The organism is Streptomyces sp. NPDC030799 (assembly GCF_055572255.1).
The window spans coordinates 387065-413845 of record NZ_JBVIDS010000008.1; the positions used below are offsets into that span (position 1 = coordinate 387065).

Consider the following 26781-nt stretch of genomic DNA (forward strand, 5'->3'; position numbering starts at 1 on the left):
GGCCACCGTACAAGCACTCGCGGGAGCCCGGACGCACCGGGCTGAGAGGGAGGCTGGCGGCCTCCGACCGTACGAACCTGATCCGGGTCATGCCGGCGAAGGGAGGGGCTGGACGCCCATGTCGTCACGTACGTCCGACACGTCCGACGTCCTCGTCATCGGGGGCGGCATCATCGGCCTGGTCACGGCCTGGCGCGCGGCGCAGCGCGGGCTCGCCACGGCCGTGGCGGACCCCGAGCCCGGCGGCGGGGCCGCGCGGGTCGCGGCGGGGATGCTGGCCGCGGTCACCGAACTGCACTACGGCGAGGAGACGTTGCTCGCCCTGAATCTGGAATCGGCCCGCCGCTACCCGGACTTCGCGGCCGAGCTGACCGAGCTGACCGGCCACGACCTCGGCTACCGCCGCTGCGGCACCCTCCAGGTCGCGCTCGACGCCGACGACCGCGCACATCTGCGGGAACTGCACGCCCTGCAGCGGCGCTGCGGCCTGGAGTCCGAGTGGCTGTCCGGGCGGGACTGCCGGCGTCTGGAGCCGATGCTGGCGCCCGGGGTGCGCGGCGGCCTGCGGGTCGACGGCGACCACCAGATCGACCCGCGCCGGCTCGCGGCGGCCCTGGTGACCGCGTGCGAGCGGGCCGGGGTGGTGTTCCACCGGGCGTGGGCGGAACGGCTGGACGTCGTACGGGACCGGGCCGCCGGGGTCACGCTCGCGGACGGCACCGGGCTGCGCGCCGGCCAGGTCGTCCTCGCGGCCGGGAGCATGAGCGGACGGCTCGCGGGCGTGCCCGAGGCGCTGCTGCCGCCGGTGCGGCCGGTGAAGGGCCAGGTGCTGCGGCTGACGGTGCCGCGCCGGTACGCGCCGTTCCTCAGCCGCACCGTACGGGCCGTCGTCCGCGGCAGCCAGGTCTATCTGGTGCCCCGCGAGAACGGCGAACTCGTCGTCGGTGCCACCAGCGAGGAGCTGGGCTGGGACACGACCGTCACCGCGGGCGGGGTGTACGAGCTGCTGCGCGACGCCCATGAGCTGGTGCCGGGCATCACCGAACTGCCGCTCACCGAGACCCGGGCCGGGCTGCGCCCCGGCTCCCCCGACAACGCGCCGCTGCTCGGCCCGTCCGGGCTCGACGGGCTGCTGCTGGCCACCGGGCACTACCGCAACGGGGTGCTGCTCACACCGGTCACCGGCGATGTACTGGCCCAGCTGCTGACCGGCGGTCAACTTCCGGAAGTGGCCCGTCCGTTCACGCCCCAGCGCTTCGGCGCCGCCGTCCTCATGGAGCAGCCCGCATGACCATCTCCGTCACCCTTTCCATCTCCGTCAACGGAGAGCGCCGGGAGATCGTCCCGGGTACCGCTCTCGACACCGTCGTACGGTCGCTGGTCGCGGCGCCCTCCGGAGTGGCCGCCGCCGTCAACGAGACCGTCGTCCCGCGCGCGCAGTGGGCGGCCACGGCGCTGGCCGAGGGCGATCGCGTCGAAGTCCTCACCGCGGTCCAGGGAGGCTGAGCCATGGCCGACGATCCTCTGGTCCTCGGGGGTACGGCGTTCTCGTCGCGGCTGATCATGGGCACGGGCGGTGCGCCCAGCCTGGAGGTGCTGGAGCGGGCGCTGGCCGCCTCCGGCACCGAGCTGACGACGGTCGCGATGCGGCGGGTGGACCCGTCCGTGCACGGCTCGGTGCTGTCGGTGCTGGAGAAGCTGGGCATCCGGGTGCTGCCGAACACGGCGGGCTGTTTCACCGCGGGCGAGGCCGTGCTGACCGCGCGGCTGGCGCGGGAGGCACTGGGCACGGACCTGGTCAAGCTGGAGGTCATCGCCGACGAGCGGACGCTGCTGCCGGATCCGGTGGAACTGCTGGAGGCGGCGGAGACGCTGGTCGACGACGGGTTCACGGTGCTGCCATACACCAATGACGATCCTGTGCTGGCACGGAAGCTGGAGGACGTCGGGTGTGCGGCGGTGATGCCGCTGGGGTCGCCGATCGGGTCCGGGCTCGGGATCCGCAACCCCCACAACTTCCAGCTGATCGTCGAGCACGCGCGGGTGCCGGTGATTCTGGACGCGGGAGCGGGCACGGCCTCGGACGCCGCGCTGGCCATGGAGCTGGGCTGTGCCGGGGTGATGCTGGCCTCGGCGGTGACGCGGGCGCAGGAGCCGGAGCTGATGGCCGCCGCGATGCGGCATGCGGTGGAGGGCGGCCGGCTGGCCCGGCTGGCCGGGCGGATTCCGCGCAGGCACTTCGCGGAGGCCTCCTCCCCGGCCGAGGGGCGCGCCCACCTCGATCCCGAGCGCCCGGCCTTCTGATCGCGGGCGAGTCACAGCTGTGCTGCATTCCGTCCCCGGAACAGCACAGCGTGCGGCACTGTCGGTCGGCCCTCGTAGACTCCCCTGCGTGGATACGACCCTTCAGGACCCCCTCGTCGGGCAGGTGCTCGACGGCCGTTATCGCGTCGACGCACGGATCGCGGTCGGCGGGATGGCCACGGTCTACCGGGCCCTGGACATCCGTCTGGACCGCGTTCTCGCGCTGAAGGTGATGCACCCGACGCTCGCGTCGGACGGTTCGTTCGTGGAGCGGTTCATCCGGGAGGCCAAGTCCGTCGCGCGGCTGGCGCACCCGAATGTGGTGCAGGTCTTCGACCAGGGGACCGACGGGTCGTACGTGTACCTGGCGATGGAGTACGTCGCCGGGTGCACCCTGCGGGACGTGCTGCGCGAACGGGGCGCACTGCAGCCGCGGGCCGCGCTGGACATCCTGGAGCCGGTGCTGGCCGCGCTGGGTGCCGCGCACCGGGCCGGGTTCGTGCACCGGGACATGAAACCCGAGAACGTGCTGATAGGGGATGACGGCCGGGTCAAGGTCGCCGACTTCGGGCTGGTGCGGTCCGTGGACACGGTGACCAGCACGACCGGCGCCGTCCTCGGGACCGTGTCGTATCTCGCGCCCGAGCAGATCGAACAGGGCACCGCCGATCCCCGGGTCGACGTCTACGCCTGCGGTGTCGTGCTGTACGAGATGCTGACCGGCGGCAAGCCGCACTCCGGGGACTCCCCCGCGCAGGTGCTCTACAAGCACATCCACGAGGACGTGCCGCCGCCCTCGGCGCTGGTGCCGGGCCTGCCGTACGAGCTGGACGAGCTGGTCGCGTCGGCGACCGCGCGCACCCCGGACATCCGGCCGTACGACGCCGTGGCGCTGCTCGCCCAGCTGCGCGAGGCACGCCTCGGCCTGAGCGCCGAGCAGTTGGACGCGGTGCCGCCGCAGGCGCTCACCGCGGAGCACGACAACGCCGAGGACCGTACGAGCGTGATCCCGCGCTCGCTGACCGTGCCGCGGCCGTTGCCCGTCAACGAGGACGGGCCGGCCGGGAGTGCCGTCCAGCACACCAGCCGGCTGCAGGCGCCACCGCCGGCGCCCCGGCGGCCGAGGCGTCTGGTGCTGACGATCGTCGCCGCCGTGCTGGTGGTGTTCGGCGTGGGCGCCGGCGTCTGGTATATCAACTCCGGCCAGTTCACGAAGGTCCCGCCGCTGCTGTCGAAGACCGAGGCGCAGGCGCGGGACCGGCTGGAGGCGGCCGGGCTGGAGGTCGGACAGGTCAAGCGCGCGTACAACGACACCGTCCAGCGGGGCACGGTCATAGGCACCGACCCGGCGCCCGGCGCCCGGATCCGCGATCACGACGCGGTGACGCTGACCATCTCGCTGGGCCCCGAGACGGTGAACGTGCCGGATGTCGCGGGCCGCCCGCTGGCCGAGGCGCGGGCGCGGCTGAAGGCGGACGGGCTGGAGCCGGGCATGGTGACCCGGGAGTTCAGCGAGAGCGTCGCCAAGGGCTCGGTGATCGCCACGACGCCGAAGGCGGGCACCAAACGGCACGCCGGCTCGGCGATCGCGCTGACCGTCAGCAAGGGCAGCCCGATCGACGTGCCGGACGTCACCGGTGACGACCTGGACGAGGCCAAGCAGGAGCTGACGGACGCCGGCCTGAAGGTGGTGATCGCCCCGCAGCAGGTCAACTCCGACGTCGACAAGGGCAAGGTGGCCCGGCAGAGCCCGGGCGACGGCAGCCCGGCCGCCGAGGGCGACACGGTGACGCTGACGCTGTCCAAGGGGCCGCAGATGGTCGAGGTGCCGGACGTGGTCGGCGACAGCGTGGACGACGCCCACAAGGCGCTGGAGGGCGCGGGCTTCACGGTGGACGAGGACCGCGGGCTGCTCGGTCTGTTCGGTGACACCGTGAAGAAGCAGTCGGTGGAGGGCGGCGACACGGCTCCCAAGGGGTCGACCATCACCATCACCATCCGGTGACGGGGGTCACCGCAGGCCGTGGTCCGGCGGCCGTGGCGGGCATGACACCCTGAACGGGTGAGTCCCGTTCAGCCCCCGCCCGTCCCCTCGCCCCTTCCGCGCAACCCCGTCGGCGGTCATGTCCCCGTGGCCGGCGGTCTGCACTCCGTGGGGCTGTCGTACGCCCGTGAGCTGCGTGCGGAGACCGTGCAGGTCTTCGTGGCCAATCCGCGAGGCTGGGCCACACCCGCCGGGAACCCGCGGCAGGACGAGGCGTTCCGGCAGGAGTGTGCCGAGCGGTCCGTCCCGGCGTACGTGCACGCCCCGTACCTGATCAACTTCGGCTCGCACACCGAGGCGACCGTGGAGCGGTCGGTGGAGTCGCTCAGGCACTCGCTGCGGCGCGGGCGGGAGATCGGCGCGCTGGGTGTGGTCGTGCACACCGGGAGCGCCACCGGCGGGCGGGCCCGGGACGTGGCGCTGAAGCAGGTGCGCGAGCACATGCTGCCGCTGCTGGACGAGCTGACCCACGACGACGATCCGTTCCTGCTGCTGGAGTCGACCGCTGGACAGGGCGCCTCACTGTGCTCCCGCACCTGGGACTTCGGCCCGTACTTCGAGGCACTGGACGCCCATCCGAAGCTGGGCGTGTGCCTGGACACCTGCCACATCTTCGCCGCGGGGCACGACCTGACCGGCCCGAGCGGCATGCACCGGACGCTCGACCTGCTGGTCGGCACCGTCGGCGAGGGCCGGCTGAAGCTGATCCATGCGAACGACTCCAAGGACGTGGCCGGCGCGCACAAGGACCGGCACGAGAACATCGGCGCCGGCCACATCGGCGAGGACCCCTTCCGCGCCCTGATGACCCACCCGGCGACCGCGGGCGTCCCGCTGATCATCGAGACGCCGGGCGGTAAGGAGGGGCACGCGGCGGACGTGGAGCGGCTGAAGAAGCTCAGGGACGGCTGAGGCCGGTCAGAGTTCCGGGCCCTCGCCCGGTGCCTCCTGGTAGGAGTAGCGCTGCTCCTTCCAGGGATCGCCGATGTTGTGGTAGCCGCGCTCCTCCCAGAAGCCGCGGCGGTCGGCGGTCATGTACTCCACGCCGCGGACCCACTTGGGGCCCTTCCAGGCGTACAGGTGGGGCACGATCAGCCGGACCGGGAAGCCGTGCTCGGCGGTGAGCAGCTCGCCGTCCTTGTGGGTGGCGAAGATGGTGCGCTCGGACGTGAAGTCCGACAGGCGGAGGTTCGAGCTGAAGCCGTACTCCGCCCACACCATCACGTGGGTGACGTCGGGCGCCGGCGGGGCCAGCTCCAGGAGGGTGCGGGCGGGGATGCCGCCCCACTCCGCGCCGGTCATGCTGAACTTCGTCACGCAGTGCAGATCGGCCACCACGGTGGTGTACGGCAGGGCCGTGAACTCCTCGTGGTTCCAGACGTGCTTGTCACCGTCGGCGGTGGCGCCGAAGACCCGGAACTCCCAGCGCTCGGGCCGGAACTTCGGTACGGGCCCGTAGTGCGTGACCGGCCAGCCGCGCTGGAGCCGCTGACCCGGCGGAAGCTCGGGCCCTGCCGCTGCTCCAGACTCGCGCTCCACCGGATGACCCATGTATCCATCCTGACAGACCTCGGGCAGTGCCCTTGACCACCCTTTCAAGAATCGGACAAGCAGCACCAACTCAGGACGTATCTACTAAGTAGACACTTACTGGACGATCTTCGTTGCCGGTGCGATCATGCCGCCGCACCCTCTCCCGTAACCCGTGTGGAAGGAGCCGCTGCGATGCAGGGCGACCCCGAGGTCATCGAGTTCCTCAACGAGCAGCTCACCGGCGAGCTGACCGCGATCAACCAGTACTTCCTGCACGCGAAGATGCAGGAGAACTTCGGCTGGTACAAGCTCGCCAAGTACACGCGGCACGAGTCGTTCGACGAGATGAAGCACGCGGAGGTGCTCACCGACCGGATCCTGTTCCTGGAGGGGCTGCCCAACTACCAGCGGCTCTTCCACGTCCGCGTCGGGCAGACGGTGCGGGAGATGTTCGAGGCCGACCGGCAGATCGAGGTCGAGGCGATCGACCGGCTCCGGCGGGGCATCAAGGTGATGCGCGAGAAGGGGGACATCACGTCCGCCAACATCTTCGAGGACATCCTCGCCGACGAGGAGCACCACATCGACTACCTCGACACCCAGCTGGAACTGCTGGAGAAGCTCGGCGAGGCGCTCTACCTCTCCCAGCTGATCGAGCAGCCGGAGAGCAGCTGAACCCTACGCCGCCTCGGGGAGGTCGGCGGGTATGTCCGCGGCGATCTCCGCCAGCACCGGCTTGCCCTGGTCGGCCAGCTCGCGGCGCGGACAGGCACCCCGGCCGAGGAGTGCCTGGATCCGGCGGACGCAGGAGCCGCAGTCCGTGCCCGCCTTGCAGGCGGAGGCTATCTGGCGCGGGGTGCAGGCACCGTCCTGCGCGTGCTGCTGGACCTGGGCCTCGGTGATCCCGAAGCAGCTGCAGACGTACACGCGGATTCACCTCCCGACGGGATCGCTCTGTGTACTGCCATCCCGTTTCTCGGTGAGGCAAACCTAACCTTACCCATCCCCCGGCACCCGCAAAAGAGGAGGAGGCGCGGATCCTGTGTGATCCGCGCCCCTTCAGGTGCCTACTGGTCCCGGTACATCTCCGCGACCAGGAACGCCAGGTCCAGCGACTGGCTGCGGTTCAGCCGCGGGTCGCAGGCCGTCTCGTAGCGCTGGTGCAGATCGTCGACGAAGATCTCGTCGCCGCCGCCCACGCACTCGGTGACGTCGTCGCCGGTCAGCTCCACATGGATGCCGCCCGGGTGGGTGCCGAGCGCCTTGTGGACCTCGAAGAAGCCCTTGACCTCGTCGAGCACGTCGTCGAAGCGGCGGGTCTTGTGCCCGGAGGCCGCCTCGAAGGTGTTGCCGTGCATCGGGTCGGTCACCCAGGCCACCGTCGCGCCGGAGACCGTGACCTTCTCGACCAGCTCGGGGAGCTTGTCGCGGATCTTGTCGGCGCCCATCCGGACGATGAAGGTCAGCCGGCCCGGCTCCCGCTCGGGGTCGAGGCGGTCGATGTACTGCAGCGCCTCCTCGGCCGTCGTGGTCGGGCCGAGCTTGATGCCGATCGGGTTGCGGATCTGCGAGGCGAACTCGATGTGCGCGCCGTCCAGCTGCCGGGTGCGCTCACCGATCCACACCATGTGCGCGGAGACGTCGTACAGCTTGCCGGTGCGCGAGTCGACCCGGGTCAGGGCGGACTCGTAGTCCAGCAGCAGCGCCTCGTGCGAGGAGAAGAACTCGACGGTCTTGAACTCCTCCGGCTCCGCACCGCAGGCCCGCATGAAGTTCAGCGCGTTGTCGATCTCCCGCGCGAGCTGCTCGTAGCGCTGGCCCGACGGGGAGGTCTTCACGAAGTCCTGGTTCCAGGCGTGCACCTGGCGCAGGTCGGCGTAACCGCCGGTGGTGAAGGCGCGCACCAGGTTCAGCGTGGAGGCGGAGGCGTTGTACATCCGCTTCAGGCGCTCGGGATCCGGGACGCGGGCGGCCTCGGTGAAGTCGAAGCCGTTGACGGAGTCGCCGCGGTAGGTCGGCAGCGTCACGCCGTCGCGGGTCTCGGTCGGCTTGGAGCGGGGCTTGGAGTACTGTCCGGCGATACGGCCGACCTTCACCACGGGCACCGAGGCCGCGTAGGTGAGGACGGCACCCATCTGGAGCAGCGTCTTGAGCTTGTTGCGGATGTGGTCGGCGGACACCGCGTCGAAGGCCTCGGCGCAGTCGCCGCCCTGGAGGAGGAACGCCTCTCCCTTGGCGACGGCCGCCATCCGGGCGCGCAGCTGGTCGCACTCGCCCGCGAAGACGAGCGGCGGATACGACTCGAGGTCCGCGATCACTGCGCGCAGAGCCTCGGGGTCGGGGTACTCGGGCTGCTGCGCCGCGGGCAGGTTTCGCCAGGTGTTGCCAGCGCTCGGGCTGGTTGCGTTCACGGTCACGTTCTCCACATTACGGGGTCACCGCACGCATACATGCCGCGGGCTCACCAGGTGAGACGCAGGGGTCCGCCGCGCGAGGTGTGCACGGCGGACCCGTCCGGAACGTCGGCGCAGACCGTCAGTGCAGGTTCTGCACCGCCGGGTCGGTGAAACCGACGGCGAAGACCGTGCGCAGGGAGAGGTTGTCCGTGCCCTTGTAGTTCCAGCACACGTCGCTGTCGTCCGTGGCGGCCTTGAACTCGGTGTGCGCCGTTCGCAGGTCGCTGCCCGCACAGATGCCCTCGGTCAGCCCCCACACCTCGTCGACCTGGTCGGCGTCGAGCTTCGGCCAGTAGCTCAGGGCCTGCGGCGGGCCCGCCGCCCAGTTGCCGCCGGCCGCGCAGCTGGTCGCGGCGCGGGTGTCGCCCACCCAGGTGTGCGAGTACACGCCGGGCACGGTGCCGCACCCCTTGTGGAAGCCGAAGTTCAGCACGCCCTGGCTGTCGGTCCAGGTCATACCGCCCTGCAGGCCCCGGTAGCGGGAGGCGGCGTAGGCGTCCTGGATCACGGATTTACCGCCGGACATGTTGAGCAGGCCGGGGTATGTGGAGGAGCTGGTCGGGTTCAGCTGGTAGCGCACCACGCGGGCGCCGTCGACGTAGCCCTGCCACTCGCCGGCGACCAGCTTGAAGGGGCCGCCGCCGGTCTTGTCCAGCGAGAGCCAGGAGAAGCACAGCTGCTCGGGGTCGATGGTGTTGCCCGAGCAGTCGGACGGCGTGCCCGCCTGCTTGTAGTAGTGGACCTCCGGCAGGACGTACGGGTAGCCGCAGGCGCTGGACCGGCCGGCGCCGTCGATCCCGTAGGTGCCCACGCCGGAGCCGTAGGTGTCGACCTTGGCGAGCTTGTTGATGTCGAAGACCCGGATGCCGTTCGCGGTGTCCGTGACGTAGAGGTAGTTCGCGTACCAGACGATGCCGCCGCCGTGGCCGGTCACGAACTTGAAGTTGTTGCCCGAGTCGGTGGGCTCGGCGAGCAGGACGTGGCGGTACTTGCCGGTGTCCCGGTCGATGAAGGTCATCTTGAGCAGGTTGTTGGTCGTGCAGTCCCTGGAGTCCTCGTTGCTGAGGGTCCGGTAGTGCCAGGAGACCGCCACGACGTGCTTGCCCTGGATGGCGCCGTCGCCGCCGTCGGCGGTGCCCGTGCTGCTCAGGCCCTGCGGCCACCAGTGCGGGCTGGTGTCGTCGGTGTGGGCGTTCGACCAGCACCAGGCCTTCTTGGTGCCCACCGGGGGCAGTGCCTTGGTCTCGGTGCCGGCGCAGGAGCGCATCGAGCGCAGGTTCAGCCAGCTGTCCGTCGCACCGGAGGAGTTCTTCGTGTAGTCGGTGGTGACGACGTCCGTGAGGTTGGCGTGGCTGGTGAGGTGGTTGTTGTAGAGATTGTTCGCGGCCGAGACATAGCTGGTGTCGGTCAGCTTGAACTGGTCGGCGCCGAGGGAGAGCTTCGTCACCGTCGGCGAATCCGCGGCCGAGGCGGGCTGGGCCGTGAGGCCGGTCAGCAGCGCCGCCGTGGCCGCCAGGCAGGCCAGGAGCCTGGAACCCCGTATGAATCCCATGCGTACCTTCCGTAAAAGCGAATGGGACATGTCAAGTACAGAACGAAGATCGTAACCGTCGGCGGCGTCCCGCGGTCTCCCCCGGCATGGGGTAGGGTGCCGGGCATGTTCGCGCACTCGACCCGCACCTGGTGGTGGACCGCTCATCCGGCGGCCCACTGATCGCGCGTACACCAGACTTCGCGAAGGCCGCCCGAGGGGCGGCCTTCGGTGTGTCCGGGGCCGTTCCTCACCGACATCGACGGAAGAGGAACCATGGACCTGGCACAGCTCCTGCACGACGACCGCCCCTTCGCCCTGCTCCGCCGCCGCACGCCCGGCCGCGACACGCACCCGGTCGAAGTGCTCCTCGGCCCGGTGACCGGCCACGACCGGCTCGCCGACCTGCCCGGCGAGGGCCTCGCGCTGGTCCCGTTCCGGCAGATCCGCGAGCGCGGCTTCGACGTCCGCGACGACGGCACCCCCCTGCTGGTGCTGACCCCCGAGGAGTCGTACGAGATCCCGCTCGACGTGGCGCTGGGCCGGCTGCCGGCGCACGAGGTGCGCGTCGAGGGCGGTGGCTTCGACGTCGGCGACGAGGAGTACGGCGAGATCGTCGCCCGGGTGCTGGACGAGGAGATCGGCCGGGGCGAGGGGGCGAACTTCGTGATCCGGCGCACGTACGAGGGCGAGATCCCGGGATTCGGCCGGGCCGACGCGCTCGCGCTGTTCCGGCGGCTGCTGCAGGACGAGCGCGGCGCCTACTGGACCTTCGTCGTGCACACCGGGGACCGGACGCTGGTGGGAGCCAGCCCCGAGGTGCACGTCCGGATGTCCGGCGGGACCGTCGTCATGAACCCGATCAGCGGGACGTACCGGTATCCCGCCGGGGGGCCGACCCCGGAGCACCTGCTCTCCTTCCTCGCCGACGGCAAGGAGATCGAGGAGCTGTCCATGGTCGTCGACGAGGAACTGAAGATGATGTGCACCGTCGGCGACATGGGCGGCGTCGTCGTCGGGCCGCGGCTGAAGGAGATGGCCCACCTCGCGCACACCGAGTACGAGCTGCGCGGGAAGTCCTCCCTGGACGCACGGGAGGTGCTGAAGGAGACCATGTTCGCGGCGACGGTGACCGGGTCGCCGGTGCAGAACGCGTGCCGGGTCATCGAGCGGCACGAAGTCGGCGGTCGTGGCTACTACGCGGGCGCGCTGGCCCTGCTCGGCCGCGACTCCGGGGGCGCACAGACCCTGGACTCCCCCATCCTGATCCGCACCGCCGACATCTCCGCCGGTGGACGTCTGCGGGTGCCGGTCGGCGCCACGCTGGTGCGCGGCTCGGACCCGGCGGGCGAGGTCGCGGAGACGCACGCGAAGGCGGCGGGCGTGCTGGCGGCCCTCGGAGTACGGCCGTCCCGGCCGCACGCGGAGCGTCAGCGGCCCCGGCTGGCCGACGACCCGCGGGTGCGGGCGGCGCTGGACGGGCGGCGGGCCGCGCTCGCGCCCTTCTGGCTGCGGATGCAGGAACCGGCACAGGAGCGCACCGGCCGGGCTCTCGTCGTCGACGGCGAGGACACCTTCACGGCGATGCTCGCGCACATGCTGCGGTCGAGCGGGCTGGACGTCACCGTCCGGCGGTACGACGAGCCGGGACTGCGGAGGGCGGTGCTCGCGCACGAGGGGCCGGTCGTCCTCGGGCCCGGTCCCGGTGACCCCTGCGAGCTCGACGACGCCAAGATGCGGTTCCTGCGGAATCTCACCGCCGAGGTGATCCGGGCGCACCGGTACGGCGTGCTCGGCGTCTGCCTCGGGCACGAACTGATCGCGGCGGAGCTCGGGCTGGAGATCGTCCGCAAGCAGGTCCCCCACCAGGGGGCGCAGACCACGATCGACCTGTTCGGACGGCCAGAGACGGTCGGCTTCTACAACAGCTTCGTGGCCCGCTGCGACGAGGAGACGGCCCGTGAGCTGGCCGCGCACGGGGTGGAGGTGAGCCGGGCCCCCGACGGTGAGGTGCACGCGCTGCGGGGTCCGGGGTTCGCCGGGGTGCAGTTCCACCCGGAGTCGATCCTGACCCTGAACGGGGCAACGGTCGTACGGGAACTGGTCGGTCAGCTGCGCCGTACGACCGTGTAGCCGTCCTGGGGCTGCCGTCAGCCGAAGAACACCCCGATCTCCTCGTACAGCTTCGGGTCCACCGTCTTCAGCCTGGCCGTGGCCTCGGCGAGGGGGACGCGGACGATGTCGGTGGCGCGCAGGGCGACCATCGTGCCGAAGTCGCCGTCGTGGACGCAGTCGATGGCGTGCAGGCCGAAGCGGGTGGCCAGCCAGCGGTCGAAGGCGCTGGGCGTGCCGCCGCGCTGGATGTGACCGAGGACGGTGGTGCGGGCCTCCTTGCCGGTGCGCTTCTCGATCTCCTTCGCCAGCCACTCGCCGACGCCGGACAGGCGGACGTGCCCGAAGGAGTCGAGCGACTCGTCCTTCAGGACCGCGTCCCCGTCCTTCGGCATCGCGCCTTCCGCGACGACCACGATCGGTGCGTACGACGCCTTGAACCGGGAGGTGATCCAGGCGCACACCTGGTCGAGGTCGAAGCGTTGCTCGGGGATGAGGATGACGTTGGCACCGCCGGCGAGGCCGGAGTGGAGGGCGATCCAGCCGGCATGACGGCCCATCACCTCGCAGACGAGGACGCGCATATGGGACTCGGCGGTGGTGTGGAGTCGGTCGATGGCCTCCGTGGCGATGCCGACCGCGGTGTCGAAGCCGAAGGTGTAGTCGGTCGCGGACAGGTCGTTGTCGATCGTCTTGGGCACGCCGACACACGGCACGCCGTACTCGTCGGACAGGCGCGCGGCGACCCCCAGGGTGTCCTCGCCGCCGATCGTGATCAGAGCGTCGATCTCCTGCTTGGCCAGGTTCTCCTTGATGCGGCGGACGCCGTTCTCCGCCTTGAGGGGGTTGGTGCGCGAGGAGCCGAGGACGGTGCCGCCGCGGGGCAGGATGCCGCGCACCGCGGGGATGTCGAGGCGCACGCTGTCGCCTTCGAGAGGTCCGCGCCAGCCGTCCCGGAAGCCGACGAAGTCATAGCCGTACTCCTGCACGCCCTTACGGACGATGGCCCGGATGACGGCGTTGAGCCCGGGGCAGTCGCCGCCTCCGGTCAGTACTCCGACCCGCATGGAAATGTCCCTTCACCACGGTTTCCTGACAGAGAGTCACGCTAGTGGTGATCCGTGTCACATCGGGAGGGGCGGGAAGAGTGATTCCGGTGCGCTACTCGTCGTCCAGGCCGCGCTCTATGGCGTACCGCACCAGCTCGACCCTGTTGTGCAGCTGGAGTTTGCCGAGGGTGTTCTGCACATGGTTCTGGACCGTGCGGTGGGAGATGACGAGGCGTTCGGCGATCTGCTTGTAGCTCAGGCCCTTGGCGACCAGCCGCAACACCTCCGTCTCCCGGTCCGTCAGCCGGGGCGCCCCGGGCTCGTCGGTGTCGGGGGCGGGCACGGGCTCGGCGGCGAGCCGGCGGTACTCGCCGAGGACCAGTCCGGCGAGGCCGGGCGTGAACACGGGGTCGCCGACGGCGGTACGGCGCACGGCGTCCAGCAGCTCATCGGTGGAGGCCGACTTCAGCAGATAGCCGGTCGCGCCGGACTTCACGGCCTCCAGGACATCGGCGTGCTCACCGCTCGCCGACAGGACCAGGACGCGCAACGCCGGGTTGTGGCCGACCAGTTCCTTGCACACCTGGACGCCGGGCTTGGCGGGCAGATTGAGGTCCAGCACGAGGACGTCGGGGGCGGCGGCCCTGGCACGGCGGACCGCCTGCTCGCCGTCGCCCGCGGTGGCGACCACCTCGAAGCCGGACTCGGCGAGGTCCCGGGCGACCGCGTCGCGCCACATGGGGTGGTCGTCCACCACCATGACCTTGATCGGGTCCTGCTGCTCGCTCATCGCCGCTCCGCCTTCTTCCCCCGCGCCCGACCGGCGCCCTTCGGTACTTTCAGTTCCACTTCCGTGCCCTGTCCGGGGACGGAGACGAGTTCGGCGCTGCCGCCCAGATCGCGCAGCCGCCCCCGGATCGACTGGGCCACGCCGAGCCGGCCCTCTCCCTCGGCCTGGACGAGCCGGCCCTCGGGGATGCCGGGGCCGTCGTCCCGGACGGTCACGACGATCTCGTCCGGCTCGTCCTCGACCAGGATCCAGGCCCGGGCGCCGGCCCCGGCGTGCTTGCGCACGTTGTCCAGGGCGGCGCCGACCGCGGCGGCCAGCTCCCGCGCGGCCGGCCGGGGCAGCTCGACCGGTGCACCGGGCTCGGCGAGGCTGACCCGGGCACCCGCGTACGGCGCCAGCAGGAAGCGCAGATCGAGCGGGCCGTCCGGTTCCTCCTCGTACGGCTCCTCCACGGCCCGTACGACCGCCCCGGCCGAGGCGTCCTCCGACACCCGGGGGACCGGCACCAGACCGCCGGAGACCAGCGTGCGCAGCGCCGCCTCCTGCTCCCCCGCGAGCCGCCCCAGCTCGGCCGCCTCGCCGCCGATCACCGCGCCGCGCCGCTGCACCATCGCCAGCACCTGGAGCACGCCGTCGTGGATGTCCCGGGCCAGCCGCTCCCGCTCCCGGGTCGCGGCCTCGATCTCCAGCGCGCGCGCCAGGGTGCGCTCGGAGGCACGGGCGACCTCCACGACGTAGCCGACGGCGATCGAGGCCACCCAGAGGAGGATCAGGCTGTGCACGGTGTCCCGGGCGGGATGGCCGCGTTCGACCAGGTTCGCCAGCGCGACCGGCGTGGAGGCCGCGGCGGCCCAGCGCCAGCCGCCCTTGATCGCGAAGGCCAGCACCGCACCGCCGGTCCATATCGACGGCAGCGTGGGGCCGCCCGCGATCCGCTGATGGCTGTCGGCGAGCGGGGTGATCAGGACGCCGCTGAGGGCGATGGCCAGGTCGACGGTCAGGAAGCCCTTGGTGCAGCTCGCCGCGTTGCGCACCCTCGGCAGGGTGGCGAGGGTCCAGACGAACAGGACGGCGAAGTAGCCGACGGCGACCCAGGGGTGCGTGTAGAGGCCGTGCCTGGTGGCCCCCAGGCCGATCGCGTACAGCATGGTCAGCACGCGGTAGCCGGTGAGCGCGCGCCACAGCGGCAGCTCGACCGACATCCTCATGACGCGCTCGCGCTCGGGCATGTCCCCCGGCCCCCCGACTCCCCCGGCTCCGCGGATCCCCGCTTACCCTTCCGCCTTCTTCTTCCCGGCTTCCTTCTCCTGGGCCTCCTTGGCCTTCTCCGCTTCCTTGGCCGCCTTCGCCGCCTCCGCGATCTGCCGCTTGGCGGCCGTCGCGTACATGTCGACGTACTCCTGGCCGGAGAGCTTCATGATCTCGTACATGACCTCGTCGGTCAGGGCGCGCAGGACGAAGCGGTCGTGCTCCATGCCGTGGTAGCGGCTGAAGTCCAGCGGCTTGCCGATGCGGATGCCGGGCCGCATCAGCTTCGGCATCACCTTGCCGGGGGGCTGGATCTTCTCGGTGTCGATCATCGCCACCGGGATGACCGGCGCGCCGGTGGCGAGCGCCACGCGTGCGAGGCCGCCGGGCTTGCCCCGGTAGAGGCGGCCGTCGGGCGAGCGGGTGCCCTCCGGGTAGATACCGAACAACTCGCCGCGTTCCAGCACCTCTATTCCGCTCTTGATCGCGGCCTCGCCGGCACCGCGCGCCCCGGAGCGGTCCACCGGGAGCTGTCCGACGCCCTTGAAGAAGGCCGCCGTCAGCCTGCCCTTGACGCCCGGGGTGGTGAAGTACTCGGCCTTCGCGATGAAGGTGACCTTGCGGTCGAGGACCGCGGGCAGGAAGAAGGAGTCCGAAAAGGACAGGTGATTGCTCGCCAGGATGGCTGCGCCCTCGGCCGGTACGTTCTCCAGGCCCTCCACCCACGGCCTGAAGGCAACCTTCAGCGGCCCTCCGATGGCGACCTTCATCGTCCCGTACAACACCCGTGTGCCTCCTGTTTCCGTCGAACAGACCTTAACCCGGAGGACCGTCAATGGACCCGACGACCCTGGTCGGTGTCAGTGCGGTCGCGTACGGTGAACCACATCCGCGCGTTGTCCCACGCCTCTGCCGGCCACCGGCGGGGGCCCCTTCAGGAACAGGAGCGTCGAAGGTGCCGGTCCTCCCCGGAGCCGAGCCGTACCGCCACGAGGGCGGGGAGGTGGGGGTCCTCCTCTGCCACGGCTTCACCGGCTCGCCCCAGTCGCTGCGCCCGTGGGCGGAGCACCATGCGGCGCACGGCCTGACCGTGTCGCTGCCGCTGCTGCCCGGCCATGGCACGCGCTGGGAGGACATGCAGGTCACCGGCTGGCAGGACTGGTACGCGGAGGTGGACCGCGAGCTGCGCGTCCTCGCCGAGCGCTGCTCCCGGGTATTCGTCGCGGGCCTGTCGATGGGCGGCGCCCTGGCGCTCAGGCTCGCGGCCCGGCACGGCGAGCGGGTGCAGGGTGTCGTCCTCGTCAACCCGGCGAACAAGGTGCACGGCCTGTCGGCGTACGCCCTTCCGGTGGCGCGGCATCTCGTGCGGACGACGAAGGGCATCGCCAGCGACATCGCGAAGCCGGGCGCGGCCGAGCTGGGCTACGACCGGGTGCCGCTGCACGCGGCGCACTCGCTGCGGGTGTTCCTGCGCCGGCTGGACGGCGAGCTGCCCCAGGTCACCCAGCCGTTGCTGCTGCTGCGCAGCGCCCAGGACCATGTCGTCCCGGCGGCCGACTCGGCCCGGGTGCTGAGCCGGGTGTCGTCCACGAACGTGACGGAGATCGTGCTGGAACACAGCTACCACGTGGCGACGTTGGACGAGGATGCGGACCGGGTCTTCGAGGAGAGCCTCGCCTTCATCGGCCGGCTCGCACCCAGTCTCGGCAAGGAAGGGACGGCCACAGTTGGCTGAGCACGAGTCCGACCGCGAGGACCGCGAGGGCCGCGAGCCGGACGAGCAGAAGGTGCCCTTCGACGAGGACGCCGCCTGGCGCGCCATCGTCGCCGGGTACGGCGAGGAGCCGCCGGATCCGCCGGGCGCCAAGCCCTTCAAGCCGGTGGAGGACCTGGCGCTGCCGGAGCCGGAGAAGGACGCCGGGGGCGACACCGACAAGGCGCCGGTCCGGCCGCTGGGCAGCTCGGTCTCCTTCGCGCCCGGTGTCGGCCCGCGCGACTACTCCGTTGCGGAGCCGTCCGAGGACGACTTCGACGAGGACGACGAGGGCCACTTCGTCCCGCCGGAGCCGCCGCCGCTGCCGACCGCCGACACCACGGCGAAGTTCGCCTGGCTGGGTGTCGTCGGGGGGCCGATCCTGTTGCTGCTGGCGGTGCTGTTCGGTTGGCAGATGACCTGGTGGCTGACGACCCTCGGCATCGGCGGCTTCCTCGGCGGCTTCGCCACGCTGGTGCTGCGCATGCGCACGGACGACGAGGAGGACGACGACCCCGGGCGGGGCGCGGTGGTCTGAACTTTGTACAAGTCCGTGGTGACTCACCTATCGTGAGCCCATGCCGCGCGACACGCTGACCCCGGAACAGATCGTCCGGACCGCCGTGGAGCTTCTGGACGACGAGGGCCTCGAAGGCCTGAACATGCGCAGTCTGGGCAAGCGGCTGGGGGCCGCGGCGACCGCCGTCTACTGGCACGTCAAGAACAAGGACGACCTCGTGCTGCTCGCCGCCGACCGGGTGTGGCACGATGTCGAGCTGCCGGCGCTCGACGCGGCGGACTGGCGGGGGGTCGCCACGGCGATGGCCGACCGGCTGCACGCGATGCTCGTGCGGCATCCGTGGCTGGTGCAGGCGATCGGCTCCCATCTGCTCTACGGCACCGGCAAGGCCCGTTACGACGACCATCTCCTCGGCGTCTTCGAGACCGCCGGCTTCCCGGCGCAGGAGGCGGACCGGGCGGCGGGGGCGTTGGTGACGTATGTGCTCGGCAATGCGCTGGGCGCGTCCGCGGTGACGTCACTGACGCGCAAGGTGCGCAGGGCCGGCGGGGACGCCGAGGAGCAGTTCAAGGAAACGCTGGCCAGGGCGGCGCAGGTGGCGCAGCCGTTCCCGCGGTTGCGGGCCCGGCTGGACACGGCTGCGGCTACGGGGCACGGCGACGCACCCGACGGTACTTACGCGGCTGGGTTGCGGGCACTGCTGGAGGGACTGCGGCCGGGCGGCGCCGAAAGCTGACCGGCACCGCCCCGGCCCCCGGAACGGGTCAGGACCGGGTGAAGAGGCGCCCCGCCAGGTCCACCCCGGTCACCGTGCCGTCGGCCCCGCGGGAGAAGAAGCCCCGTTGGCCCTTCAGACCGCCCTCCACCACGAGGTACCCGTCGCCGTCCCCCGGCAGGAAGCCGATCTCTGCCGCCGGATGGTCCGGCGGCATCTCCGCATCCGACGCCGCGCGGATCTCCGGCTTGATGCCGACCGCGAGCGTGAGCCGGTCGCCGTCCGCCGCGATGTCGAGGTTCATGGCGTCGATCTGGTACCGCCCGACGACCTCCCGTGCCCGCTCCTCGTCGTACGGCAGGGGATCGGGCTCCCGCTCGACCACACCGAGGAAGAGCTCCAGCGCCCGCTTCAGCACCGACTGGTTGAACTGGTAGCCGTCCGGGTCGGCGTTGGACAGCGAGACGACGGCGAAGTCCCGTTCCGGGACCAGGAGCAGTTCGGCGAACTGCCCGTTGCCCGAGCCTCCGTGACCGGCCGTGCGCACGCCCGCCACGTCCCGCAGGAACCAGCAGATGCCGAAGGCGTCGCCGAGCGTGCTGCCCCGCAGTTCCACGGTCGGTTCCTGCATACGGCGCAGCGTTTCGGCGGTCAGCAGCCCCTCTCCGTCACCCAGCTGGAACCGTGCCCAGCGCAGCAGGTCGCTCGCCGAGGAGACGATGCCGCCGCCGGGGTTGTTGCCGCGCAGTCCGGCCCGCCGGGACTTCCAGGGGCGGGCGAGGGCGAGGGAGCCGTCCTCGGCGCGCTTGTGCCCCACGGCGAAGCGCCGGACCACGACGTCGTCCAGGTCGAAGACGGTGTCGGTCAGACTCAGCGGCTGCAGGACCAGTTCGGCCAGCGCCTTCTCGAACGTGAGGCCGGTGACGTTCTCCACCACTCGGCCGAGCAGGTTGTACCCGGCCTGGCTGTAGGAGGCACGGGCGCCGGGCGGCGCGATCAGCGGCAGCCGGTCCAGCTGCCCGACGAACGCGGCGAGCGAGCCGTCGCCCTCCTCTGCGTCGACCAGGTTCCAGTCCAGGCCCGCCGTGTGGTTGAGCAGGTGCAGCACGGTGATCCGGGCGGCGGTGTCCTCGTCGGCGAGGCGCAGGTCGGGGACGTACCGGCGGACCGGTGCGTCCAGGTCCACCCTGCCCTGCTCGACCAGACGCATCAGCGCGGTCGCCGTGAAGCTCTTGCTCACCGAGGCGAGGTGGAAGAGGGTGTGCTCGGCGATCGGCAGGGGGTGTTCCACGTTCGTCACGCCGTACGTGACGTGGATTTCCTCGCCGCCCGTCAGTACGGCGACGGCGGCCCCCGGCACCCCGTACTCCTTCGCCGCCGTTTCCACGAACGCGGCCAACCGCTCTCGCTCGCCGGACATCAGGTTCCCCCTCCTGGCTACTTGAACTAAGTACAAGAAGGACTGTAGGCAACCGGAGACAGGCCGCACAAGACCTTTCTTGCACTTAGTTCAAGAGAAAGCCTCACGCCACCGGTACGCGAAGTGCCGCCAGTACCGGGAGGTGGTCCGTGGCCGCTTTCAGATCGGCACCCGTGACGCCCGGCTGGTCCAGCGGGACCCCGCAGCCGAGCACCTCGATGTCCTTCGTCGCGAAGACGGCGTCGATGCGCTCGGGGGGTTCGCTGTGCGGCCAGGTTTCCTCGCCGCCCCAGGGAGCCACGGCCCGGCAGTCCCGGAGGCTCGCGGAGACCAGCCGGAAGGCGGGGCCGTCGGGGCCTTCGTTGAGGTCACCGCCGACGACGGCGTGCTCCACGCCCAGGCCGGCGAGGTGCTCCAGGAGCAGGGCGGCCTGCTCGTACCGCTCTTTGTCGTCCAGGCTCAGATGACAGCTGATCACGCCCAGCCGGGCGCCGCCGAAGCGGATCACCGCCGTGGCGAGGCCGCGCCGGTGCAGCCCGGGAGTGAGGGGCAGCAGGACGTCCTCCGTGCGCTCCACGGTGGCCCGGAGCGAGCAGAGGATCGCCGGGCCGGCCGCGGTGGCTCCGCCGGTGAGGATCGCCTGGCCGGTGGCTTTGGCGAGGCGGGCGAGCTTTTTGCGCCAGCGGAAGAAGCGGGGGGCCTCCTGGATCAGGACGAGGTCCGGGGCGCAGGCGGTGATCACTCTCGCGAGGGCGCGGGTGTCGTCGCGCATCGAGCGGATGTTGTAGCTCAGGACGCGGATGACGGGGGAACCATCGGGTTCGGTACGGGAGTTGGGGAGCAGCGGGGTTGCCATGGCGTCAATGTACGACGCGCCCGGGGTTCGGGCGCCCGATGACTCGGGGCGCGGGGTTCGTGTGCGACCGCCGGTTGTGGAATGGCCGGTCGCGCAGTTCCCCGCGCCCCTGAGGTTCACGCAGTGGCCGCACCCCGAGAAGGGAACGTCACATGATCGGGTCGGGTTCCCGGGCCAGGTCTGCCGCGCCCACCAGGCCCGCCTTGTTGCCGAGCTGGGCGGCGATCACGTCGGCCACGGGGCGCCAGTTGCCGCCCACCAGCCAGCGCTTGTAGGACTTGCGGATCGGGTCGAGGACCAGCTCGCCCTCGTCGGAGAGGCCGCCGCCGACGATGAAGGCGGACGGGTCGAACAGGGAGGCCAGGTCGGCGAGGCCGGCGCCGGCCCAGCGGGCCAGTTCGCGGTAGGAGTCGACGGCGACCGGGTCGCCCTGGCGGGCGGCCATGGAGATGTGCTTGCCCTCGATGCCGTCGGGGGTGCCGTCGCCGAGGCCGAGCAGGATCTCGGCGTGCTCGGGGGTGGCGTTGGCGCGCTGCTTGGCGTAGCGGACCAGGGCGCGGCCGGAGGCGTACTGCTCCCAGCAGCCCTGGGAACCACAGCCGCACAGCAGGCCGTCCGGGACCATCCGGATGTGCCCGAACTCCGCGGCCACGCCGAAGTGGCCGCGGCGCAGCTTGTTGCCGATGATGATGCCGCCGCCGAGGCCGGTGCCGAGCGTGATGCAGATGACGTTGCGGTGGCCCTTGCCGGCGCCGAACTTGTACTCGCCCCAGGCGGCGGCGTTGGCGTCGTTCTCGACCACGACCGGGAGGCCCACGCGGGCCTCGACCTTCTCCTTCAGCGGCTCCTGGCGCCAGTCGATGTTCGGCGCGAAGTACACCGTGGAGCGCTGCCGGTTGACGTAACCGGCCGCACCGATGCCCACGCCGACGATCTCGTGCCCGGCGCGCGCACCCTCCACCGCCGAGGCGATGGCGTCCACGATGGCCTCGGGCGTGGTGGGGGTCGGCACCTTGAAGGTCGAGAGGATGTTGCCTTCCTCGTCGACCACGCCGGCCGCGATCTTGGTGCCGCCGATGTCGACGCCGATGGTGAGTCCCATGAATCCCTCAGTTTCGGTCGAGCCCCGCTACGGCCAACCGTACCCGAGGCCCTGCCGTGGAAGGGCTTCAGTCCAGGTCGATGCGTTCCCCTGGGCCGGTGCCCTCGCCCCGGTCGCGCCGGCCGTCCGGCCCCTCGCGGGTGAGGTCGTCGGCCGTGCGGGCGGTCCAGCGCCGCTCCTGGGCCTGGACGGCGGAGCGGTAGGCGGCGAGCAGTTCGCCGCCGGCCGCGGCCAGGTGGTCGAAGACGTCCGGGTTGCGGTCTATGACGGGCTCCACGGCGGCCTTGGCCTGCTGGACGGCCTGGCGCACCATCTGCTGGGCGGCCGGTCCGGCAAGGCTGCCGAGGAGCGGTGACGAGAGGCCGGACAGCTTGTCGGCCACCGTGTCCACGAGTTTCTTCAGTTCCTCGGCGGCCGAGCCCGGCTGCGGGCCGTACTCGGCGCGGCGGCGGGCCTTCTCGGCGGCGAGGTCCTCTTCGCAGGCCGTGGCCCAGGCGTCGGCGTCGGTCGCCCGGCTCTGTTTCCCGTGTTCCTGTTCCTCGGACGAGTCGGATGCGGGACGCTCTTCGCTCATGGCGGACTCCTGACTACGGTTCGCCTTTACGACGTTACCCGAACGGGCGTGCCCGGTTCACCGTCCGCCCGCGGGCCACAGGTCCGGGTCCGGGGCGAAGCGGATGCGCAGTTCGCCCTCGCGCAGGGCGGCGCCGGCGACGGTGCACCGGCGCAGGGCGGAGGGCAGCGGTACGAGGCGGCGGTGGGGGCCCGCGGTGATGACGAGTTCGTCGCCGCGCCGGATCAGGTCCAGCTCGTCGCGTATGGCGCCGGGCAGCGGGATGTGCCAGACCAGCACGCCGTCCTCGGCGATCCGGTCGGCGACGGGCCACTCGACCGGGGCGGGCGACGGGTTGACGGCGGGCGGGGCGAGGGCGGTGAGGTCGTCGGTGCCGCGGGGGTCGCGGCCGAGGTGGGGGACGGGATGGACGTCGTACGGCTCCTCCTGCCAGTCGGCGAGCGTCTTGCGCTGCTGGGCGAGGAGGGAGGAGAACCAGCTGTCGCCGGTGGCCTCGGGGAGGACGCGGTTGGCGATCAGGGTCTCGGTGCGCAGGGCGCGCAGGGCGAGGCCCAGGCGGGCGGCGCGTACGGCGTCGGCGCCGGCCGGACCGGGCTCGGCCACCAGGTGTACGGCGGTGTTCCGGTCGGTGAGGACGGCCTGGACGGCGGCCAGTTCTACGTCCCAGCGGGCCGCGGTCTCGTACAGCCAGTCGGCGGGCATGGGGACGCCGGCCAGCCGGCCGAGGACCGGGCGCAGGGCGCGGGCCGCCTGCCGCTCGGGCGGGAGCAGGCGGCGCAGGTAGCGGCGCAGCTCCTCGGGGAGGGCGAGCAGGGCGAGGGCCTGCGGGAGGGGCGGGAGGTCGACGACGAGGAGGTCGTAGCGCTCGCAGAGGGCGGCGTCCCGGAGGGCGCGCAGGAAGGACAGCTCCTCGGCGCCGGGCAGCGGGGTGACCTCCTCGGCGTCCAGCCGGGCGGCGCCGAGCAGGTCGAGGACGTTCGCGGCGCGGGTCTGGAAGGCGGTGAGGTCCTCGCGGAAGCGCTCGGCGGCGTCGGGGCGCCAGGTGGTGAGGTGGGGGGCGGCTTCCGTGGGCGCCGGTCCTGTCGCGGAGCCCAGCGCGGCGCCGAGGGTGTCGGTGCGGTCGGCACCGAGCAGAAGGGTGCGGGTGCCTTCCCCTGCGGCGCGCAGTGCGGTGGCGGCAGCGATGGTCGTACGGCCGCTGCCGCCCGGGCCCGTGATCAGGATGGTGCGCATGAGGGTGAACGGTACCGTCGTGCGCGGGTGCCGGACCGGGGTGACTACTTCTCCCCCGACTCCACCCTCTTCTTCAGGCCCGCCAGGGCGCGGTCGATGATGACCTTCTCCGCCTTGCGCTTGATCATGCCGAGCATGGGGATCTTGACGTCGACCGTCAGGAGGTAGGTGACCTCGGTGGCGCCGGGACCGCTGGGCTTGAGGACGTACGAGCCGTCCAGGGAGCGCAGCATCTGCGACTTGACCAGGGTCCAGGAGACCTCGTTGTCGCCGGTCCAGGTGTAGGCCAGCGTCTGGTCGTCCTTGATCGCCCCCGCGTCCATGACGAGGCGTACCTGCTCGGCGCGGCCCTGGTCGTCGGTCTTGAGGACCTCCGCCTCCTTCACCTCGCCCGTCCAGTCCGGGTAGCGGGCGAAGTCGGCGATCACCCCCATGACGTCGGCCGGTGCCGCCTCGATCGTGATGCTCGAGCTGGTGTGTTCCGCCATCGCCGTGGCTCCTCCAGATGCGGGCCGGTACAGAGGTCGTCGTGCGCACGTGTGTGCAGCGTGAAGGCTACCGCGCCGCCGACCTGCCGCCTTCACCCCGTGTCCCGCCGGTCACCCCACATGGCCTGCCGACGACCGTCCTTGGCGCGTTGATCACCATTCGAGCGCCCAGGGGCGGCCCGTCCCCGCGAAGTGGCCCACGTTCACGCACTCCGTCGCGCCGATCCGCATGCGGCGCGCGAGCGGCTGATGGACGTGGCCGAAGAGCGAGTAGCGGGGTCTCGTGCGGCGGATCGCGGCCAGCAGGGCGCGGCTGCCGCGTTCGAAGCGGCGGGCGACCGTGTCGTACACCAGCTCCGGGACCTCCGGCGGGATGTGCGTGCACAGCACGTCGACCTCGCCGACCGCCTCGATCTTCGCGGCGTACTCCTCGTCACTGATCTCGTACGGCGTCCGCATGGGCGTGCGCAGGCCGCCGCCGACGAAGCCGAAGGTCCAGCCGCCGATCTCGACCCGCTGGCCGTCGAGGACGGTGGTGCCGGGCCGGGCGTACTCCTGCCACAGGGGCGGCATGTCGACGTTGCCGTAGGTGGCGTACGTCGGGGTGGGGAAGGCGGCGAACATCTCGGCGTACTGCTTGCGCACCGCCGTCTCGATGGCCGTGGCCCGGTCCGCGCCGATGCCGGCCCACAGCCGGGCCCCGAACTCGCGGGCCTCCTCGAAGCGGCGGGCGGTGCGCAGCGCGACGATGCGGTCGGCGTTCTCCTTGCCGAACAGGTCGGGGAAGATGCCGCGCGAGTGGTCGGCGTAGTCGAGGAAGAGCACGAGGTCGCCCAGGCAGATCAGGGCGTCGGCACCCTCGCCGGCCCGGGCCAGGTCACGGGCGTTGCCGTGCACGTCACTGACCACGTGCACGCGCGTCCTTCGGTTGCCGGAGCGTGTGGATGCCATGGTGATCAAGCGTAGGCCTGCGGGATCTGCGTGAACAGTGTCGGCCCGGCCTGCGGTTACTCGCCGGTCGCTTCAGCCGTGGACTACTGTGCGCGAAGGAACGCCAACATGTGTGACGCAGCGAACATCTCGCCGGAACCCCCTGTCGGGAACGCCATACCGACGGGTAACGTCCGGGCAGTCCAGTCGTGCTCTGGATTTCAACAGCTGAATTCCCGAGCACTTGCCCGAGCCGTGGACCGCACCGTCGCATCACACAGTGTCGTGGCGCCGGCGCCCTATGAGGAGCAGCAGTCTTGCGCGAGTTCAGCCTTCCGGCTTTGTACGAGGTCCCTGCGGACGGCAACCTGACCGACATCGTCCGCAGAAACGCCGCGCAGCATCCCGACGTCGCCGTCATCGCCCGCAAGTCCGGCGGCGCCTGGCAGGACGTGACCGCCCGGGAGTTCCTGGCCGAGGTGCACACCGCTGCCAAGGGCCTCATCGCCGCCGGTGTGCAGCCGGGCGACCGGGTGGGCCTGATGTCCCGCACCCGGTACGAGTGGACGCTCATGGACTTCGCGATCTGGAGCGCGGGCGCGATCACGGTGCCGGTGTACGAGACCAGCTCGCCGGAGCAGGTCCAGTGGATCCTGTCCGACTCGGGCGCCACCGCGTGCGTCGTAGAACTGGACAACCACGCGGCGGCCGTGGAGTCGGTGCGCGAGTCGCTGCCCGCCCTCAAGCACGTCTGGCAGATCGAGGCCGGCGGTGTGGAGGAGCTGGGCCGGCTCGGGCAGGACGTGTCGGACGAGACGGTCGAGGAGCGCAGCTCGCTCGCCCGGGCCGACGACCCGGCGACCATCGTGTACACGAGCGGTACGACCGGCCGCCCCAAGGGCTGTGTGCTCACCCACCGCAGCTTCTTCGCCGAGTGCGGCAACATCGTGGAGCGGCTGCGTCCGCTGTTCCGCACCGGCGAGTGTTCGGTCCTGCTGTTCCTGCCGCTCGCGCACGTCTTCGGCCGGCTGGTGCAGATCGCCCCGATGATGGCGCCGATCAAGCTGGGCTGTGTCCCGGACATCAAGCACCTCACCGACGAGCTGGCCGCCTTCCGGCCGACGCTGGTCCTCGGTGTGCCGCGCGTCTTCGAGAAGGTCTACAACTCCGCGCGGGCCAAGGCACAGGCGGACGGCAAGGGCGCGGTCTTCGACAAGGCGGCGGACACCGCGATCGCCTACAGCAAGGCGCTGGACAGCGCCTCCGGTCCGTCGTTCGGCCTGAAGATCAAGCACAAGGTCTTCGACAGGCTGGTCTACAGCAAGCTGCGCGCGGTCCTCGGCGGCCGGGGCGAGTACGCCATCTCCGGCGGTGCCCCGCTGGGCGAGCGGCTCGGCCACTTCTTCCGGGGCATCGGCTTCACCGTGCTGGAGGGCTACGGCCTGACCGAGTCCTGTGCGGCGACCGCGTTCAACCCGTGGGACCGGCAGAAGATCGGCACGGTCGGCCAGCCGCTGCCGGGCTCGGTGGTGCGGATAGCGGACGACGGAGAGGTGCTGCTGCACGGCGAGCACCTGTTCAAGGAGTACTGGAACAACCCGGGCGCGACCGCGGAGGCGCTGGCCGACGGCTGGTTCCACACCGGTGACATCGGCACCCTGGACGAGGACGGCTACCTCAGGATCACCGGCCGCAAGAAGGAGATCATCGTCACGGCGGGCGGCAAGAACGTGGCCCCGGCGGTGATCGAGGACCGGATCCGGGCGCACGCGCTGGTCGCGGAGTGCATGGTGGTGGGCGACGGGCGGCCGTTCGTGGGCGCGCTGGTCACCATCGACGAGGAGTTCCTGGGCCGCTGGGCCGCCGAGCACGGCAAGCCGGCGGGCTCCACCGCGGCGTCGCTGCGCGAGGACCCGGATCTGCAGGCGGCGATCCAGGCGGCGGTCGACGACGGCAACGCCGCGGTGTCGAAGGCGGAATCGGTGCGGAAGTTCCGCATTCTGTCCTCCCAGTTCACGGAGGAGTCGGGCCACCTCACCCCGTCGCTGAAGCTCAAGCGGAACGTGGTGGCGAAGGACTACGCGGACGAGATCGAGGCCATCTACCAGAAGTAGTCCGGCAGT

General features: G+C 71.3%; 27 protein-coding genes and 1 riboswitch. Of the genes, 12 read left to right on the forward strand and 15 right to left on the reverse strand.

Annotated features, from left to right (window positions below; genetic code table 11):
* Positions 1–9: 9 nt before the first annotated feature.
* A riboswitch (TPP riboswitch) is annotated at positions 10–121 on the forward strand.
* The 5 genes from thiO to ACZ41I_RS22425 all read left to right on the forward strand — a co-directional run bounded on the left by thiO (position 119) and on the right by ACZ41I_RS22425 (position 5260).
* Positions 119–1291 carry a glycine oxidase ThiO gene (thiO, locus tag ACZ41I_RS22405; protein WP_399769963.1) on the forward strand — a complete coding sequence of 391 codons (1173 nt, stop codon included), beginning with the start codon at positions 119–121 and terminating at the stop codon, positions 1289–1291. It overlaps the preceding riboswitch by 3 nt.
* Positions 1288–1506 carry a sulfur carrier protein ThiS gene (gene thiS, locus ACZ41I_RS22410; protein WP_363218965.1) on the forward strand — a complete coding sequence of 73 codons (219 nt, stop codon included), beginning with the start codon at positions 1288–1290 and terminating at the stop codon, positions 1504–1506. Before thiO ends, thiS begins: the two co-directional genes overlap by 4 nt.
* Positions 1507–1509: 3 nt before the next feature.
* Complete coding sequence (locus ACZ41I_RS22415; RefSeq protein ID WP_363218964.1) at positions 1510–2304, forward strand: thiazole synthase; 795 nt, start codon at positions 1510–1512, stop codon at positions 2302–2304.
* An 88-nt stretch (positions 2305–2392) separates the two neighbouring features.
* Positions 2393–4309: a Stk1 family PASTA domain-containing Ser/Thr kinase gene (gene pknB / locus ACZ41I_RS22420; RefSeq protein ID WP_399769960.1), complete on the forward strand. Its 1917-nt coding sequence runs from the start codon at positions 2393–2395 to the stop codon at positions 4307–4309.
* A 57-nt stretch (positions 4310–4366) separates the two neighbouring features.
* Positions 4367–5260 (forward strand): deoxyribonuclease IV, encoded by an 894-nt coding sequence (locus ACZ41I_RS22425; RefSeq protein WP_363218961.1) that lies wholly within the window; start codon positions 4367–4369, stop codon positions 5258–5260.
* Positions 5261–5266: 6 nt separating this feature from the next.
* On the opposite strand, the gene ACZ41I_RS22430 is transcribed toward ACZ41I_RS22425, so the two are convergent.
* Positions 5267–5899: a sulfite oxidase-like oxidoreductase gene (locus ACZ41I_RS22430; protein WP_363218960.1), complete on the reverse strand. Its 633-nt coding sequence runs from the start codon at positions 5897–5899 to the stop codon at positions 5267–5269.
* 174 nt (positions 5900–6073) lie between these two features.
* Between ACZ41I_RS22430 and bfr the strand changes: the two genes are divergently transcribed.
* On the forward strand, positions 6074–6556 hold the full coding sequence (gene bfr, locus ACZ41I_RS22435; protein ID WP_363218959.1) for a bacterioferritin: 483 nt from the start codon (positions 6074–6076) through the stop codon (positions 6554–6556).
* A gap of 3 nt (positions 6557–6559) precedes the next feature.
* Here bfr and ACZ41I_RS22440 read toward each other — a convergent pair whose 3' ends face one another.
* The 3 genes from ACZ41I_RS22440 to ACZ41I_RS22450 all read right to left on the reverse strand — a co-directional run bounded on the left by ACZ41I_RS22440 (position 6560) and on the right by ACZ41I_RS22450 (position 9889).
* On the reverse strand, positions 6560–6808 hold the full coding sequence (locus ACZ41I_RS22440; protein WP_363218958.1) for a (2Fe-2S)-binding protein: 249 nt from the start codon (positions 6806–6808) through the stop codon (positions 6560–6562).
* Between the two features lie 140 nt (positions 6809–6948).
* Positions 6949–8298 carry a class II 3-deoxy-7-phosphoheptulonate synthase gene (locus tag ACZ41I_RS22445; protein ID WP_468514886.1) on the reverse strand — a complete coding sequence of 450 codons (1350 nt, stop codon included), beginning with the start codon at positions 8296–8298 and terminating at the stop codon, positions 6949–6951.
* Between the two features lie 118 nt (positions 8299–8416).
* A complete protein-coding gene (locus ACZ41I_RS22450) occupies positions 8417–9889 on the reverse strand; it encodes a hypothetical protein (protein ID WP_468514887.1) in 1473 nt (490 codons plus the stop codon).
* 105 nt (positions 9890–9994) lie between these two features.
* Here ACZ41I_RS22450 and ACZ41I_RS22455 point away from each other — a divergent pair, with 105 nt between their 5' ends.
* Both ACZ41I_RS22455 and ACZ41I_RS22460 read left to right on the forward strand, forming a co-directional pair.
* Positions 9995–10051 carry a trp operon leader peptide gene (locus ACZ41I_RS22455; RefSeq protein WP_078493144.1) on the forward strand — a complete coding sequence of 19 codons (57 nt, stop codon included), beginning with the start codon at positions 9995–9997 and terminating at the stop codon, positions 10049–10051.
* A 93-nt stretch (positions 10052–10144) separates the two neighbouring features.
* A complete protein-coding gene (locus ACZ41I_RS22460) occupies positions 10145–12001 on the forward strand; it encodes an anthranilate synthase family protein (protein ID WP_468514888.1) in 1857 nt (618 codons plus the stop codon).
* Positions 12002–12018: 17 nt separating this feature from the next.
* Here the strand turns inward: ACZ41I_RS22460 and ACZ41I_RS22465 are convergent, their stop codons facing one another.
* From ACZ41I_RS22465 to ACZ41I_RS22480, 4 genes are all read right to left on the reverse strand, one after another.
* Positions 12019–13047 carry a 6-phosphofructokinase gene (locus ACZ41I_RS22465; RefSeq protein ID WP_363218952.1) on the reverse strand — a complete coding sequence of 343 codons (1029 nt, stop codon included), beginning with the start codon at positions 13045–13047 and terminating at the stop codon, positions 12019–12021.
* Between the two features lie 94 nt (positions 13048–13141).
* The gene (locus tag ACZ41I_RS22470) at positions 13142–13819 is read right to left on the reverse strand and encodes a response regulator (RefSeq protein WP_468514889.1); all 678 of its coding nucleotides are present in this window, start codon (positions 13817–13819) and stop codon (positions 13142–13144) included.
* Complete coding sequence (macS, locus tag ACZ41I_RS22475; protein ID WP_468514890.1) at positions 13816–15048, reverse strand: MacS family sensor histidine kinase; 1233 nt, start codon at positions 15046–15048, stop codon at positions 13816–13818. The genes ACZ41I_RS22470 and macS overlap by 4 nt, the downstream gene beginning before the upstream one ends.
* A 42-nt stretch (positions 15049–15090) precedes the next feature.
* Complete coding sequence (locus ACZ41I_RS22480; protein WP_399770490.1) at positions 15091–15837, reverse strand: lysophospholipid acyltransferase family protein; 747 nt, start codon at positions 15835–15837, stop codon at positions 15091–15093.
* 185 nt (positions 15838–16022) lie between these two features.
* Between ACZ41I_RS22480 and ACZ41I_RS22485 the strand changes: the two genes are divergently transcribed.
* From ACZ41I_RS22485 to ACZ41I_RS22495, 3 genes are read left to right on the forward strand one after another with little or no spacing between them, the layout of a single operon-like run.
* Positions 16023–16802, forward strand: a complete 780-nt coding sequence (locus ACZ41I_RS22485) for an alpha/beta hydrolase (protein ID WP_363218950.1) — start codon at positions 16023–16025, stop codon at positions 16800–16802.
* Complete coding sequence (locus ACZ41I_RS22490; protein ID WP_468514891.1) at positions 16795–17358, forward strand: hypothetical protein; 564 nt, start codon at positions 16795–16797, stop codon at positions 17356–17358. Before ACZ41I_RS22485 ends, ACZ41I_RS22490 begins: the two co-directional genes overlap by 8 nt.
* Positions 17359–17398: 40 nt before the next feature.
* Positions 17399–18076: a TetR/AcrR family transcriptional regulator gene (locus ACZ41I_RS22495; protein ID WP_468514892.1), complete on the forward strand. Its 678-nt coding sequence runs from the start codon at positions 17399–17401 to the stop codon at positions 18074–18076.
* Positions 18077–18104: 28 nt separating this feature from the next.
* Here ACZ41I_RS22495 and ACZ41I_RS22500 read toward each other — a convergent pair whose 3' ends face one another.
* From ACZ41I_RS22500 to ACZ41I_RS22530, 7 genes are all read right to left on the reverse strand, one after another.
* On the reverse strand, positions 18105–19475 hold the full coding sequence (locus ACZ41I_RS22500) for a serine hydrolase domain-containing protein (protein ID WP_468514893.1): 1371 nt from the start codon (positions 19473–19475) through the stop codon (positions 18105–18107).
* A 103-nt stretch (positions 19476–19578) separates the two neighbouring features.
* Positions 19579–20331: an endonuclease/exonuclease/phosphatase family protein gene (locus ACZ41I_RS22505; RefSeq protein ID WP_363220224.1), complete on the reverse strand. Its 753-nt coding sequence runs from the start codon at positions 20329–20331 to the stop codon at positions 19579–19581.
* Positions 20332–20479: 148 nt separating this feature from the next.
* Entirely contained in the window at positions 20480–21433 is a 954-nt protein-coding gene (locus tag ACZ41I_RS22510; protein WP_031166589.1) for an ROK family glucokinase, read from the reverse strand.
* Positions 21434–21500: 67 nt separating this feature from the next.
* Entirely contained in the window at positions 21501–22007 is a 507-nt protein-coding gene (locus ACZ41I_RS22515; protein ID WP_363220223.1) for a DUF5304 domain-containing protein, read from the reverse strand.
* A gap of 57 nt (positions 22008–22064) precedes the next feature.
* Positions 22065–23240, reverse strand: a complete 1176-nt coding sequence (locus tag ACZ41I_RS22520; RefSeq protein ID WP_468514894.1) for an ArsA family ATPase — start codon at positions 23238–23240, stop codon at positions 22065–22067.
* A 44-nt stretch (positions 23241–23284) separates the two neighbouring features.
* Positions 23285–23728 (reverse strand): SRPBCC family protein, encoded by a 444-nt coding sequence (locus ACZ41I_RS22525; protein ID WP_363220221.1) that lies wholly within the window; start codon positions 23726–23728, stop codon positions 23285–23287.
* Between the two features lie 153 nt (positions 23729–23881).
* On the reverse strand, positions 23882–24679 hold the full coding sequence (locus ACZ41I_RS22530; RefSeq protein ID WP_363220220.1) for a metallophosphoesterase family protein: 798 nt from the start codon (positions 24677–24679) through the stop codon (positions 23882–23884).
* 296 nt (positions 24680–24975) lie between these two features.
* On the opposite strand from ACZ41I_RS22530, the gene ACZ41I_RS22535 reads away from it, so the two are divergent.
* Complete coding sequence (locus ACZ41I_RS22535) at positions 24976–26772, forward strand: AMP-dependent synthetase/ligase (RefSeq protein WP_399769930.1); 1797 nt, start codon at positions 24976–24978, stop codon at positions 26770–26772.
* Positions 26773–26781: the final 9 nt, after the last annotated feature.

What these genes read in the sequence shown, in the direction of transcription:
- thiO (WP_399769963.1), top strand. Translation starts at nt 119, where the DNA reads ATGTCGTCACGTACGTCCGACACGTCCGACGTCCTCGTCATCGGGGGC.
- thiS (WP_363218965.1), top strand. Translation starts at nt 1,288, where the DNA reads ATGACCATCTCCGTCACCCTTTCCATCTCCGTCAACGGAGAGCGCCGG.
- ACZ41I_RS22415 (WP_363218964.1), top strand. Translation starts at nt 1,510, where the DNA reads ATGGCCGACGATCCTCTGGTCCTCGGGGGTACGGCGTTCTCGTCGCGG.
- ACZ41I_RS22430 (WP_363218960.1), bottom strand. Translation starts at nt 5,899, where the DNA reads ATGGGTCATCCGGTGGAGCGCGAGTCTGGAGCAGCGGCAGGGCCCGAG.
- bfr (WP_363218959.1), top strand. Translation starts at nt 6,074, where the DNA reads ATGCAGGGCGACCCCGAGGTCATCGAGTTCCTCAACGAGCAGCTCACC.
- ACZ41I_RS22450 (WP_468514887.1), bottom strand. Translation starts at nt 9,889, where the DNA reads ATGGGATTCATACGGGGTTCCAGGCTCCTGGCCTGCCTGGCGGCCACG.
- ACZ41I_RS22460 (WP_468514888.1), top strand. Translation starts at nt 10,145, where the DNA reads ATGGACCTGGCACAGCTCCTGCACGACGACCGCCCCTTCGCCCTGCTC.
- ACZ41I_RS22465 (WP_363218952.1), bottom strand. Translation starts at nt 13,047, where the DNA reads ATGCGGGTCGGAGTACTGACCGGAGGCGGCGACTGCCCCGGGCTCAAC.
- ACZ41I_RS22470 (WP_468514889.1), bottom strand. Translation starts at nt 13,819, where the DNA reads ATGAGCGAGCAGCAGGACCCGATCAAGGTCATGGTGGTGGACGACCAC.
- macS (WP_468514890.1), bottom strand. Translation starts at nt 15,048, where the DNA reads ATGCCCGAGCGCGAGCGCGTCATGAGGATGTCGGTCGAGCTGCCGCTG.
- ACZ41I_RS22480 (WP_399770490.1), bottom strand. Translation starts at nt 15,837, where the DNA reads ATGAAGGTCGCCATCGGAGGGCCGCTGAAGGTTGCCTTCAGGCCGTGG.
- ACZ41I_RS22495 (WP_468514892.1), top strand. Translation starts at nt 17,399, where the DNA reads ATGCCGCGCGACACGCTGACCCCGGAACAGATCGTCCGGACCGCCGTG.
- ACZ41I_RS22500 (WP_468514893.1), bottom strand. Translation starts at nt 19,475, where the DNA reads ATGTCCGGCGAGCGAGAGCGGTTGGCCGCGTTCGTGGAAACGGCGGCG.
- ACZ41I_RS22505 (WP_363220224.1), bottom strand. Translation starts at nt 20,331, where the DNA reads ATGGCAACCCCGCTGCTCCCCAACTCCCGTACCGAACCCGATGGTTCC.
- ACZ41I_RS22510 (WP_031166589.1), bottom strand. Translation starts at nt 21,433, where the DNA reads ATGGGACTCACCATCGGCGTCGACATCGGCGGCACCAAGATCGCGGCC.
- ACZ41I_RS22515 (WP_363220223.1), bottom strand. Translation starts at nt 22,007, where the DNA reads ATGAGCGAAGAGCGTCCCGCATCCGACTCGTCCGAGGAACAGGAACAC.
- ACZ41I_RS22520 (WP_468514894.1), bottom strand. Translation starts at nt 23,240, where the DNA reads ATGCGCACCATCCTGATCACGGGCCCGGGCGGCAGCGGCCGTACGACC.
- ACZ41I_RS22525 (WP_363220221.1), bottom strand. Translation starts at nt 23,728, where the DNA reads ATGGCGGAACACACCAGCTCGAGCATCACGATCGAGGCGGCACCGGCC.
- ACZ41I_RS22530 (WP_363220220.1), bottom strand. Translation starts at nt 24,679, where the DNA reads ATGGCATCCACACGCTCCGGCAACCGAAGGACGCGCGTGCACGTGGTC.